This is a genomic window from Sphingomonas sp. 22176 (assembly GCF_052045505.1).
Taxonomy (GTDB): Bacteria; Pseudomonadota; Alphaproteobacteria; order Sphingomonadales; family Sphingomonadaceae; genus Sphingomonas.
In genome coordinates this window covers 222887-235508 of the sequence record NZ_JBQEPL010000004.1, presented here as the reverse complement: position 1 = coordinate 235508, position 12622 = coordinate 222887, and the positions used below count along the sequence as shown (strand labels likewise).

The window sequence follows — 12622 nt, the reverse complement described above, 5'->3', positions numbered from 1 at the left end:
TCAGCTCAGCGTGGCGCGCCACGCCTTCACCCGCGTGAGGGCGTCGTCCAGCACCGCATCTTCCTTGACGAAGCAGAAGCGGACGACATTGGTCACCGGATCCTCGGCATAGAAGGCCGAGACCGGGATCGTCGCGACCTTGGCCTCGTCGACTAGCCGTTCGCTGAAGGTCACGTCGTCCATAGCCAGTCCGGAGGCGGTGAGGTCGACCGAGAGGAAATAGGTCGCAGCACTCGGCAGCACCGCGAACCCGGCGTCGCGCAACCCCTTGGCCAGCCGGTCGCGCCCGGCCTGGAAGCTATGGCGGGCGTCCTGTACCCAGTCGTCCTGCGTCGCCAGCCCCTCGGCCACCGCCCATTGCAGGTTGGGTGGGGTGGTGAAGGTGAGGAACTGGTGCGCCTTGGCCAGCACCCGGGCGAGGGGCGGGGCGGCGCACATCCAGCCGACCTTGAAGCCGGTCAGCGCGAAGATCTTGCCCGCGCTGCCGATCTTCACCGTCCGCTCGCGCATGCCGGGAAAGCCGATCAGCGGCAGGTGGCGCGCGCCGTCGAAAGTGACGTGCTCCCACACCTCGTCGCAGATCGCGGTGAGATCATGCGCGACGCAGAAATCGGCGAGCATCGCCAGATCCTCGGCGCCGGTCATCGTTGCGGCGGGGTTGAGCGGGTTGTTGAGCAGGATCAGCCGGGTCTTCGGCGTCACCGTGGCTTCCAGCGCCGCGCGATCGATCCGCCATTCGGGCGGGCTGAGGCGGACGAAGCGCGCCACGCCGCCGGCGCGGCGGATCAGCGGCACATAGGCGTCGTAGAGCGGCTGGAAGCAGAGCACTTCGTCGCCGGGCTCGATCAGCGCCAACAGTGCTGCGGCCAGCGCCTCGGTTGCGCCCGAGGTGACGATCACTTCCTCCGCCGCCAGGTTCAGCGCCTGGTGGCGGGCATAATGATCCGCCACCGCCTGGCGCAGTTCGGGCAGTCCTGCCATCGGCGGATATTGGTTCGATTTCTCCAGCACGGCGCGCGCGGCGGCGTCGAGCACCGCCTCTGGCCCTCGGCCGTCGGCAAAGCCCTGGCCGAGATTGATCGCGCCGTTCGCGCGGGCGCGGGCGGACATGGCTTCGAAGATGGTCGTGCCCATCGAGGAATAGATCGGGTTCATCGCAGACCGCTATGGCGGAGTGCGGTTGCGCCTTGCAAGCCGGGGCGGAACCGCCGCATGAAGAAGGCGGTTGATGACCGCGTGTGTCGAAGGAAGATGATGACCAAGAAACCGCCCGTGCCCGCCGAATCGCAGTCGCCCTATCCCAAGACCGAGGCGCCGCATGCCGGGGAAGGGGAGGCGCTCGCCGCCGCCAAGGAAATGGCGGAGGCTGCCAAGCGCCGGATGCCGAGCTCGCGCCAGATCGGCATGGGCGCCGCGATCGGCGTCGGCTCGGCCGCGATCGTCGCGGGCCTTCTGTACTGGAAGGGCGGGCGCAAGGAGCGCAAGTAACACCGCGACCTGTTGGCTGCGGCGGGGCGGGGTGGCGAGCCAGCCCGATCCCCCCGCAAGCGCAAAACGCGCCAATCAAGGCGCCGCGTGGTATTCCTGCACATCTGCGTACTATAACGTAGATCATGCCGGACCGCGTTTTCCTATCCGGGTTTTCCGAACCGGACCAGCGCCTTCCAAACGCTATTTCCGATGTTCCCTCCGAGCGTTCTACGCGATTCGACGGAGGTTGTTTCTGCGCGCGGTGACCGATCGGTAAGAGATCGTTCCTATAATGCGATAAACCACAGACCGGGGAACGGGATTGGTATGCGCGTGCAGGTTCGGTTTCTAGCCATTGGAGATGCTCGGGTCGCCCCTGCGGCCGTTTGCTGTCCGCCATTGGCGCCATGCGCCGAGCGCACATGACCACGCCCGCTTTCCCCACTTCGGCGATCGGCTCGGCCCAAGCGCAGGCCGCGATCGACAACAGCACGTTCGGGCGCGCCAGAAACTATCGGAAAGACCAGAAATGATTGCATCGATGAAGATTCCGAGGAAGCTCGCACTGTCGTTCCTGCTGATCTGCGCATCGGCAGCGATCGTCATGATCGTGTTCTTCATGAACATTTCGATGATTCGTTCGGTCACCGACCAGAACAATCTTAGCCAGCAGATCCATTCGAAGACGCTGACGCTGGAAACCGCGCTGCTGCGCCAGAACAGCCAGTTGCGCGGCTTCCTGGTTACCGCCGACCCGACGTACCTGAAGTCATATGACGAGGGCCGCGCGGAATATGACGAAACCTCGGCGGAGCTGGAAAAGCTGCTCACCGATCCGGCGCTGCTCGAAGGGCTGCGCAAGTCGCGGACCGAAACGCTGTCGTGGCGCGAAAAGTGGGGCGACCGGCTGATCCGTGAAGTGAAGGCCGGCAAGCGCGAAGAGGCGCAGGCCGAAGTCCGCGGCGCCGGCAAGGCCGTGCTGGTCTCGGCCGCGGTGCTGCCGCTGCGGGCGATCAAGGACGCGCAGGCCGAAGCGATCGAAAAGAACGGCGCGCGCCAGGAAGGCGCGATCAGCACCGCGACGACCGTGTTGATCATCGGCGCGATCGCGCTGATCGGCATCGCTATCGGTCTGGCGGTCATGCTCAGCAGCATCATCGCGCGCCCGATCAGCCAGCTTACCCGCACCATGGCGGATCTCGCCGCCGGCCGGAACCATGTCGAAGTGCCTGCCACCGCACGGGGCGACGAACTCGGCGACATGGCGCGCGCAGTGCTGGTGTTCCGCGATGCCGCGCTCGCCAAGGAAGCGTCGGATGCCGCCAGCGCGAAGGCCGAGGCGACGCAGAAGATGGTCGTCGAGACCGTCTCCTCGCACCTCGCCGAGCTGGCTCAGGGCAATCTGACCGCGCAGATCAACGTCGAATTCCCCGGCGAATACAGCGTGGTGAAGACCAACTTCAACAACGCCCTGTCGAGCCTGCGCGAGCTGATCGCATCGGTGATCGAGGCGACCACGTCGATCCGCACCGGCTCGAACGAGATCGCCCAGGCCAGCGAAGACCTCGCGCGGCGCACCGAAGCCAATGCCGCCAGCCTGGAAGAGACCGCTGCTGCCGTCACCCAGATGGACCAGCGCCTGAAGGCCACTGCTGCCTCCGCCGGCCGCACCGTGGAACGTGCCGACGGGACGATGGCGACGGTCGACAACGGCCGCAGCACCGCCGACGAAGCGGTGCAGGCAATGACCCGCGTGTCGGATAGCGCCAAGGGCATCGACAGCGTCATCGAGGGCCTCGACAAGATCGCCTTCCAGACCCGCGTTCTCGCGATGAACGCTGCGGTCGAAGCCGGCCGCGCCGGTGAGGCAGGCCGCGGCTTCGCGGTCGTCGCCGACCTCGTCTCTGCATTGGCGATGCGCGCCGAAGAGGAAGCCGGCCGCGCCCGCGACCAGCTGACCGCGACGCAGAGCGACATCGTCACCGCCGTGCAGGCGGTGCAGCGTGTCGACGGCGCGCTGGCCGACATCTCCAGCGGCGTGGGCGAAGTCCACCAGCTGCTCGGCAACATGGCCTCGGACAACCATGCGCAGTCGAGCGCGGTGACCGAGATCAGCGCCGCGTTGGGCGAGATGGACCAGTCGACCCAGCAGAACGCCGCGATGGTGGAGGAAACCTCGGCCGCCGCGCGTAACCTGGCGAGCGAAGTCAGCGTGCTTTCTGAACAGGCCAGCCGCTTCAAGGTGGGCAATGGCGCAGCCACGCAGATGGCAAGCTCGCGCGTTTCCCCGAGCCGGTTCAACGGCGGCAGCGTCAAGCCACTGCCTGCGGCCGCGGTCTCGGCGCTCGTCCGCAGCAACGGCGCGGACGACGACTGGCAGAGCTTCTGATCGTCGGAAGCACGTGATGACCCGGGCATGGCCGTTCGATCCGGTTGCGAATCGGACGGCCCCCGGCGACAAGATCCGACGCGGCTTCTGCCCGGGAAAATGGTAATGAACATGATCGCTCCCCGGACGGGTATTGTGGAGATCGCGCGCATGGCGCGGGTCGCCACCGAGCTAGGCTCGCCGTTCATCGGCGAAGTGCTGGCGGCAGGCCTGCGTCAGCTGGGCCGCGGCCCGCACAGCCAGGCGGTGATCACGCACTGGGACGGTGATCCCGCCGCAGCCGCACTCGCGATGCGCTTCAACGCGGCGCTGCACTTTCTCGCCCGCCGCGGCAATCCGCCGGCGCTGGCCGCGCTCTACCGACACGAACATGACGATTTCGACGGTGCGGTCGGCGAGGCGCTGTCGCACGAGGACAATCTGATCGCCGGCTTCCTGCGCCGTACCCCGCAGACCAACGAAGTCGGCCGGTCCGGCGCGATCGTCGCCGCGCTGATGCAGGTGCGTCACCGTTTCGGCCTGCCGTTCGAGCTGCTGGAAATCGGCTCGAGCTGTGGCCTGAACCTCAACCTGGGCCGCTATGGCTTCGATCTCGGCGGCGCACTCGCCGGCGACCGTCATTCACCCGTGCAGGTCGCCCCCGACTGGCACGGTCCCGCGCCGCAACCTGCGCCGCTGGAGGTCGTTTCGGCACGCGGTGTCGACCTCAACCCACTCAGTGCCGCCGACCCGGCGACCTGCGAGCGGCTGATGGCCTATATCTTCGCCGACCAGCCGCTGCGGCTGCACCGGCTGGAAGAGGCGCTCGGCATGGCGCGTCGCCACCCGCCCGAGATCGAGAAGGGTGACGCCTCCGAATGGCTCGCGCGCCAGCTCGCGGAGCCGCAGGCCGCGGGTGTCTGCCGCGTCGTCATGCACTCGATGGTGCTGCAATATCTGCCGCCGCGCGACCGCGCTGCGGTGGTCGCGATGATCCAAGACGCCGGGCGGTACGCCACGCCGGAGCGGCCGCTCGCCTGGGTCGGCTTCGAGTGGACCGAGACGCGCAGCGAAGTGCGGCTCTCGCTCAGCTGGTTCCCCGGCGGAGAGGAACGCCGCGTGCTCGCAACGTGCCACCCCTATGGCAACTCGGTCGACTGGCGCGGCTAGACCTGCACCAGCTGTTCGGTACGCCCGGCGCTGCCGAACACCTTCAGGTAGCGCTCGATCTCGGCAGGCTCGCCGGTCGCCTTGGCGGGATTGTCCGACAGCTTGACCGCGGGACGCCCGTTCGCCGCCACCACCTTGCATACCAGCGAGATCGGCTCGAGCCCGGCCGAGCCGTCGGGATCGCAGCCGCGGAAGTCGTTGGTGAGGTTGGTACCCCAGCCGAAGCTCATCCGCACACGCCCGTTGAAGTGGCGATAGGTCGCCTCGATCGATTCGACATCCATGCCGTCGGAGAAGATCAGCAGCTTCTCGCGCGGATCGCGACCATGTTCCTGCCACCAGCGGATGATCTGCTCGCCACCCGGGATCGGCGGAGCGCTGTCCGGGCGGAAGCCGGTCCAATCGCCCACCCAATCGGGCGCGCGGGCGAGGAACGAGGTGGTGCCGAACGCGTCGGGCAGTGCTATCAGCAGGTTGCCGCCATAATGGGCGCGCCACTTCTCGAGCACGCGGTAGGGCGCGTCGGCGAGGCTGGCATCATCGGGTGACAGCGCGGCCTCGACCATCGGCAGCTCGTGCGCATTGGTGCCGATCGCTTCCAGGTCCGCGTCCATCGCCAGCAACACGTTGGAGGTGCCGATGAAACGGTGGCCCAGGCCTTCCTTGAGCGCCTCGACGCACCAGCGCTGCCACAGGAAGCCGTGGCGCCGCCGCGTGCCGAAGTCCGACAGCACGAGATCGGGCAGCGTGCGCAGCCGCTCGACCTTGTCCCACAGCTTGGCCTTGGCGCGGGCATAGAGCACGTCGAGCGCGAACCGGTCGCGCCCGCGCATCGCCGCGCGCGAACGGAGCTCGTTGACGATGGTCAGCGCCGGGATCTCCCACATGGTCGTGTGAGTCCAGGGGCCGTGGAAATGCAGCACGAACTGGCCGTCTCGGCGCTCCAGTTCATATTCCGGCAGCTGGAACTCGGCGAGCCAGGCAATGAAGTCCGGCGCGAACATCTGGGTCTTGCCGTAGAAGCTGTTGCCCGCGAGCCAGATCAGCTCTTTCTTGGCGAAGCGCAGCGTCCGCGCATGATCGAGCTGGGCGCGCAATTCGGCCTCGTCGATCACCTCGGCCAGCCGCACCGACTTGGTGCGGTTGATCAGCGAGAAGGTGACTTGCGTCTCGGGATGGAGACGCCGGATCATCTGCAGCATCAGCAGCTTGTAGAAATCGGTGTCGAGCAGGCTGCGGACGATCGGGTCGAGCCGGAAATTATGGTTGTAGGTCCGGCTCGCAATATCGGTGAAGGTCATGAGCCGGTCTTATTCCCAGCCGCCGCCAAGGGCTAGGAAGATTGCGATCTGGTCGTCGGGCAATTTTGCCTGTGCCGTGGCATAGCTCGCTTCGGCCTGGGCAAGGTTGCTCTGCGCCTGCAGCAGCGCGAGGAAGTCGCTCCGGCCGAAACGGAACAGCCGGCCGGCCTGATCCGCCGCCGTTGCCGCGCTGTTGCGTGCTTGGCGGAGCGCTTCGGCTTGGTCGCGGTCGCGGGCATAGGTCTCCAGCGCCGTTTCGGTATCGCGCAGCGCGCTGAGCACGGTGGAGTCGAAGCGGGCAATGTCGGCATCGACCTGCGCGCCCGCCGCATCGATCCGCGCGCGGACAGCGGGGCGGTTGGGGAAGCTCCAGCTAATCAGGGGTCCCAGGCTGAACCCGAAGGATGTCGGGCCGCCGGCGCGATCGACCAGCCCGCTGAGTCCGGCCGAGCCAGCGAGGTTGATCTGCGGATAGAGATCCGCGGTGGCGACGCCGATCCGCGCGGTGTCGCCGGCGATGGTCCGCTCGGCCTGCCGGATGTCGGGGCGGCGGCGGAGCATGGCCGCACCGTCGCCAACCGGCATCGGCCGGGGCAGGGCAGGGAGCGCGGCGCAGCTTTCCACGTCGCGCGGATAGTCTGCCGCCAGGCGGCCGAGCAGCGCCGCAAGCGTGTAGAGGCCCGCGCGTCGCTGGGCGGCGAAGATCGGGAGGTTGGCTTCGCTGGTCTGCACCGCAGCCTGGGCGCGGGTCACGTCGAACGCCGTGCCGCGGCCGGCGCGTTGCAGCCGCTGGGTCGCGCCGAACGTCTGGCGCTGCAGGGTGACGATGCGCTGGGTCGTTGCCAGCCGGAAATTGGCCGCGCAGACATCGGCATAGGCGCGGGCAGTCGCAGCCGCGACGCTGATCCGCACCGCGTCGCGCGCAGCGGCGACCACATCGCGATCGGCGAGGCTGGCTTCAATGGCGCGCGCGATCTTGCCGCGCACGTCGAGCGGATAGCCGACCGAAATGCCGAGATTATAGCCAAGCGTTCCCGGCAGGGCGGCGCCGGTGCCGGAAGGGCGGGCAAGGGTCGTGCCGCCGGAAAGATCGGTGGTCAGCTGGCGCGAGGCATCGGTCTGGCGAACCACTGCTTCGGCACGGCGGAGATTGGCATCGGCGGCGCGCAGGTCGGCATTGGCGGCGAGCGCCTGCTCGACCAGCGCGTCCAGCCGGGGATCGGCGTAGAGCCGCCACCAGTGATCGGGCAGCGGTTCGTCGGCGAAGGCCTTGTCCTGCGCGGAGAGGAACTTGCCGGTCGCGGCCGGATCATTGGCAGGGCCCGCGACCGGCGGATGATAGTCGGGCCCGGCGCGGGTGCAGCCGGCGACCAGCGCGAGCGCGGCGAGCAGGGGAAGACGGCGCATGGTCACTGCGCCCTCGGGGTTGCGGATGGCGTCGGCGTGGGCGTCGGCGTAGGCGCGGGACGCATCGGCGCGGGCTGCGCAGCGGCGGCCGGCTGGATGGTCACCGTTGCGGTCCGCCCGGTAATCAACCGCACGTCGGTCGGGACCTGGGTCAGCTTCACTCGCACCGGAATACGCTGTGCCAGCCGGACCCAGGTGAAGGTGGGGTCGACGCTCGGCAGCAGGTTGCCGGCATTGCTGCGGGTTGTGTCGTTGATACCGGCCGAAATGCTTTCGACCACACCGTGGAGCAGCCGCGGCTCGCCCATCAGCTCCACCGTCACCGGGGCGCCGATGCGGATGCTGGGCAGCTTGGTTTCCTCGAAATAGCCTTCGACGCGCAGGCTGTCGGCATCGACCAGCGCCATCGCCTGCTGGCCCGCCGCGACATAGTCGCCCGGGTGGAGATCGAGATTGGTCACCGTGCCGTTGACCGACGCCTTCACCTGGGTACGCGAGACGTTGAGCTCGGCGCTCTGCACCGAGGTCAGCGCCTGGGCGAGCGCGGCTTGGGCGGTGGCGACGCGGGCGACGTTCTGCTCGTGAGTCTCGGCGGCAACGAGGTTGCCAAGGGCGAGGTCGCGCCGGGCCTCACGCTGCGCCTGGTTGAGCGTCGCGCGGGCGCTCTCGACACTGGCGCGAGCCTGGGCGAGTGCGAGCGAATAGCGCGGCTGGTCGATCACGAAGAGCAGGTCGCCCGCCTTGACTTGCTGGTTGTCGTGCACCGCCACTGCGGTCACCAGCCCGGCGATGTCCGGCGTCACCCGCACCACGTCCGCCCGCACGCGCCCGTCGCGCGTCCAGGGGCTGCGCGCATAATGCTGCCACAACCACAGCGCGACGAAGGCGGCGGCGACCACGATCAGGATCGTCGCGGCGCTGCGGCCGAGGGCGGGGAGGTAGCGTTTCATGGGCGGAATCCGATCGAGGGGGTGGCCCAGGCGAGCAGGCCGAGCAGGAGGATGAACAGGCACAGGTCGACGAGCGCGCGGTAGGCGACGAAGCGATACAGGCCCAAGGCGTTGAACAGGCGCGCGAGCACCATGGTCAGCACCATGGCGATGACGCCGAGCAGCAGAAGCGTCGGCACGAACACGCCGTCGATGGAGATTTCACCGGTCACAATTTGGCCTCCGGCATCGGGTCTGCATCGGGGAAGAGGTTGCGGCGCAGGGCCAGCAGGCCGAGCGCGGCAGTGCGGCGGACGGCAGCGTCGCTATCGTGCGCGATGGCGTGGAACGCGGTGTCGATATGGGCAAGCAAGCCGGGATCCTCGGGCTTTTCAACTTCCGGTTCGAGACGGCGATAATAGTCGCCGACGTCGCGGAGGACGTCGGTGAGCGGCGCCGAACGTTCGGGGGGTAGTTCGAGCCGCAGCGCGCGCAATTCCGCAATCGCCACACCGGTACGCAGGTCGCGCAGCGCGTCATAGAGCGGCTTGCCCGGTGATCGGCCGCTCAGCGCCAGCCGGGGTGCGAGCAGCGCGATGCGATCGAGCATGCGGTTGATCCAGCCGCGGATGTCGGGCGGCGTCATCAGGTTGCTGCGCTCGGCGATGTCGGCCCAGCCGGCGCGCAGCGTCCGCCGGATCGCCTGCTCGATACCCGCCGATTGCAGCAGCCGCGCCATCAGGATCGCGAAAGCCACGCCCATCAGCTGCGCGATCGCGCCGTTGACGAAGCTGGCAAAGGCGCTGGTGTACTTCGCCGAAATGAGCAGCGGACTGCCGAGGCCGAGCAGAGTCGGCAGTGCCAGCCCCATCCATTTGGGCGAATGCATCATCGCGCCGAGGATCAGCAGCGGCGGCGCCATCGCCGCGGCGAGCTGCACGAAACCGTCGAGCCGCGGCATGATCGCATAGCCATAGATCGCGCCGAGGATCGTCGCGACCAGCGTGCCCCAGAAGAAGGTGCGCAGCGGCAGCAGCGGATCGGGCGCGGCGGCGAACAGCGCCAGGAACACACCGGCGAGCATCACCGCGGTCGACCCATCCGACCAGCCGCTCGCGATCCAGATCGCCGAGCCGACGGCCAGAGTGAGGAAGGCGCCGAGCGCACCGCGCGCCGCGCCGATCCAGTCGATATGCAGCTCGCGGCCGCGGCGGCCTTCGAGCAGTTCGGCGACGCGCGGGCTCACCGGCCGGCGATCGAGCGTGGCGAGCTGCTCGGCGAGTTCCCGGCAGTCGCGATGCGCGGCGATCAGTGCCGCAAGGCGGGAGAGCAGGCTGAGCAGCAGCAGGTCGTGCCACGTACTGCCCGGATGCACTTCGGGTTCGAGGGCGGCGCAGCGCGCCTCCAGGATCGCGGCCTCGGCGGCGCGTTCGTCGCGGTCGCGATCGAGCGTGTCGAGCCAGTACTGGGTGTCGACGAGCAAGGCGGCGACCGGCTGCGGCAGCCCGCCATGCGCGAGCAGCTGCACCGTCCGGTCGTCCACTGCCGCACCCAGCGGCATCAGCAGCGACAGCTGGTCCTGCAACGCGCGCACGGTGCGTACCCGCGGGGTTGTCCGCGCCGTCTCATAGGGGAGGTGGATCGAGAGCTGGTGCAGTTCGGTGATGTCGGCTGCGAGCCGGCGGCGCTCGGCGTCTACTCCGGCAATCGGCTCCAGGGCGATCGAATCGCGCGACCAGCGCTCGGCGTCGTGGAGGATGGCCGAAACGCGGCTCAGCAGGAAGGCGGTGACCGAGCGGGGGAAGACTACGGCGTGCACCAGGCTGCCGCAGACGATGCCGAGCGTGATCTCCTGCACCCGCAGGCTGGCGACGGTGAAGATGGTGCCCGGTGCGTCGACGCTCGGCAGCACGATCAGCACGGCGGAATAGCCCGCCAGCACGAACATGTAGGAGCGCGGGGTCCGGTCGAGCAGCGAGACGAACACGCATAGCGCCAACCAGCTCGAAATGGCGAGCACCAGGAGCTCGGGCGTATTGATCAGCGGCGGCACCATCGCCACGGCCGCCGCAGCGCCGACGATCGTGCCGATGATCCGGAACAGCGCCTTGGAGAGCACCGCGCCCGCGAGCGGCTGCGCGACGATATAAGCGGTGAGGAACGACCAATAGGGACGGTCGAGCCCGATCGACAGCGCCAAATAGATGGCGAGCATCGCCGCCGCATAGGATTTGAGCGAGAAGACGGCGGCGTCGATGCCCCAGCGATCGGTCATGGCAGCGGCCGCCGTTCGGCGAGGCGCGCCGTCAGATGATCGAGTACCGCCAAGGTCGTCTCCAGCGCTTCGTCACTCACCCCATCGAGCAACTCGCTGCGCAACGCAGCCAGCCGCGCGTCGATCCGTGACGCAAGCGAAACGCCGGAATTTGTTAACCGAAGCTTGTTGGCGCGACGGTCGCGGGGATCGGAAACGCGCTCGACGAGGCCGGCGTCCTCCAGCGCGTGGAGCGTGCGGACCAGCGAGGCTTCGGTTACACCGACCGCGCGGGCAAGGTCCGCCTGCCGCGTATCCTCGCCGAGCCGCTGCAGATAGACGAGCGTCCATCCGGTCGAGCTCGAGATGCCGAGCGATGCCAGCGCGGCATCGCCAAGCCGCTGCCAAGCGCGGGACGCGGGGTTCATTCGCGTCGCAAGCGCGCGTTCCAAGGTGTGCCGATCGGCCATGAGGGCCATTAGTTAGGACGCTAACTAATCACGTCAAGCTCTCCGCTGATATAGGCAGGGCGTTTTTTATCCGGGGTGAGCCGCCGCCCAGTCCTCCGCGGCCTGCAGCACGCGTAGCGCATTGCCGCTCCAGATCTTCTCGATGTTGGCGTCGCCGTAGCCCGCCTTGCGCAGCCGGGCGGTGATGCGGGGGAGGGCGGTGATGTCTTCCATGCCGCGCACGCCGCCGCCGCCGTCCCAGTCCGCGCCGATGCCGACATGGTCCACACCCATCACCTCGATCGCGTGGAGCAGGCTGCGCATGAACAGCTCGAAATCGGCGGTGCCGCCGATCGGCCCCAGCGCAGCAATGTCCGCGACCAGCTTGCGCTGCTCGGCCGGAGGCAGCACCCACCAGCGCCGCTGCCGCTCGCCAATCGATTCGCCGCCGGGTACCGAAACCGAGGGCGCGAGATAGACGCTGTTGACCTGCAGCACGCCGCCCGCGGCCGCCAGCCTACGCATCCGTGCGTCGTCGAGGTTGCGGGGATGATTGAAGATCGCCTTCGGCCCCGAATGCGAGGCGAGGATCGGGGTCTTCGACAGCGCCAGCGCCTGGTCGAACACCTCGTCCGAGGCGTGGCTGACGTCGATCACCATGCCCAGCCGGTTCATTTCCGCCACCCATTGCCGTCCGAGCGGGCTGAAGCCGTGCCATTTCGGCTTGTCCGTGGCGCTGTCGGCGAACTGGTTTTTGCGGAAATGTACGGGGCCGGCGAGCCGGACGCCGAGATCGTGGAAATGGGCGAGCAGGCTCAGGTCTTCGCCCAGCGGGTAGCTGTTCTCGATGCTCTGGAAGACGACACGCTTGCCGCTGGCGGCGATGCGGCGGGCATCAGCAGGCGTGGTCGCCAGTTCGAGCTTGTCGGGGTGCGCGGCGACGACGCGCTGGATCCAGGTGGCCCGGGTGAGTGCGGCGTTGCGCGCGGCGGCGTAGCCGGCTGGGGTCAGCGGCCCCTGCGGCGTGTAGATGACGAAGAACCCGCCATCGAGCCCGCCCTGCTCCATGCGGGGAATGTCGACCTGGCTGCCGTCGAACGCGCGATCGTGCCAGCGAGCGAAGTCCCAGCCGGGATGTTCGAACAGCTCGGGTGTGTCGAGATGGGTGTCGAGTACCAGCATCTGGTCGTGCGCGAGGCGATCCACGGGCGTCACATCCTCTTCCGGCGCAAGCGCGAGCAGCAAGGGCAGGGCGAGGATCGACTTCATCGGCG

At 68.2% G+C, this 12622-nt stretch carries 11 protein-coding genes; 3 read left to right on the top strand and 8 right to left on the bottom strand.

The genetic code is table 11. The features are described 5' to 3' along the window. The gene (locus ACTJKY_RS15690; protein WP_440847053.1) at positions 1–1155 is read right to left on the bottom strand and encodes an aminotransferase; all 1155 of its coding nucleotides are present in this window, start codon (positions 1153–1155) and stop codon (positions 1–3) included. Between the two features lie 99 nt (positions 1156–1254). On the opposite strand from ACTJKY_RS15690, the gene ACTJKY_RS15685 reads away from it, so the two are divergent. From ACTJKY_RS15685 to ACTJKY_RS15675, 3 genes are all read left to right on the top strand, one after another. Further along, entirely contained in the window at positions 1255–1488 is a 234-nt protein-coding gene (locus ACTJKY_RS15685) for a hypothetical protein (protein WP_440847052.1), read from the top strand. A 511-nt stretch (positions 1489–1999) separates the two neighbouring features. Then, a complete protein-coding gene (locus tag ACTJKY_RS15680; protein ID WP_440847051.1) occupies positions 2000–3859 on the top strand; it encodes a HAMP domain-containing methyl-accepting chemotaxis protein in 1860 nt (619 codons plus the stop codon). Positions 3860–3964: 105 nt separating this feature from the next. Beyond that, positions 3965–5008: a DUF2332 domain-containing protein gene (locus tag ACTJKY_RS15675; protein ID WP_440847050.1), complete on the top strand. Its 1044-nt coding sequence runs from the start codon at positions 3965–3967 to the stop codon at positions 5006–5008. On the opposite strand, the gene pncB is transcribed toward ACTJKY_RS15675, so the two are convergent. The 7 genes from pncB to ACTJKY_RS15640 form a co-directional block, all read right to left on the bottom strand. Then, the gene (pncB, locus tag ACTJKY_RS15670; protein ID WP_440847049.1) at positions 5005–6309 is read right to left on the bottom strand and encodes a nicotinate phosphoribosyltransferase; all 1305 of its coding nucleotides are present in this window, start codon (positions 6307–6309) and stop codon (positions 5005–5007) included. The genes ACTJKY_RS15675 and pncB overlap by 4 nt on opposite strands. A 9-nt stretch (positions 6310–6318) precedes the next feature. After that, on the bottom strand, positions 6319–7716 hold the full coding sequence (locus tag ACTJKY_RS15665) for an efflux transporter outer membrane subunit (protein WP_440847048.1): 1398 nt from the start codon (positions 7714–7716) through the stop codon (positions 6319–6321). Between the two features lie 2 nt (positions 7717–7718). Continuing rightward, a complete protein-coding gene (locus ACTJKY_RS15660; RefSeq protein ID WP_440847047.1) occupies positions 7719–8666 on the bottom strand; it encodes an efflux RND transporter periplasmic adaptor subunit in 948 nt (315 codons plus the stop codon). Continuing rightward, positions 8663–8878, bottom strand: a complete 216-nt coding sequence (locus ACTJKY_RS15655) for a DUF1656 domain-containing protein (protein ID WP_440847046.1) — start codon at positions 8876–8878, stop codon at positions 8663–8665. Before ACTJKY_RS15655 ends, ACTJKY_RS15660 begins: the two co-directional genes overlap by 4 nt. Further along, positions 8875–10920: an FUSC family protein gene (locus ACTJKY_RS15650; protein ID WP_440847045.1), complete on the bottom strand. Its 2046-nt coding sequence runs from the start codon at positions 10918–10920 to the stop codon at positions 8875–8877. Before ACTJKY_RS15650 ends, ACTJKY_RS15655 begins: the two co-directional genes overlap by 4 nt. Further along, positions 10917–11327, bottom strand: coding sequence for a MarR family winged helix-turn-helix transcriptional regulator (locus ACTJKY_RS15645; protein ID WP_440847044.1), 411 nt, complete (start codon positions 11325–11327; stop codon positions 10917–10919). The genes ACTJKY_RS15650 and ACTJKY_RS15645 overlap by 4 nt, the downstream gene beginning before the upstream one ends. Before the next feature lie 108 nt (positions 11328–11435). Continuing rightward, complete coding sequence (locus ACTJKY_RS15640; protein ID WP_440847043.1) at positions 11436–12617, bottom strand: dipeptidase; 1182 nt, start codon at positions 12615–12617, stop codon at positions 11436–11438. Positions 12618–12622 lie beyond the last annotated feature (5 nt).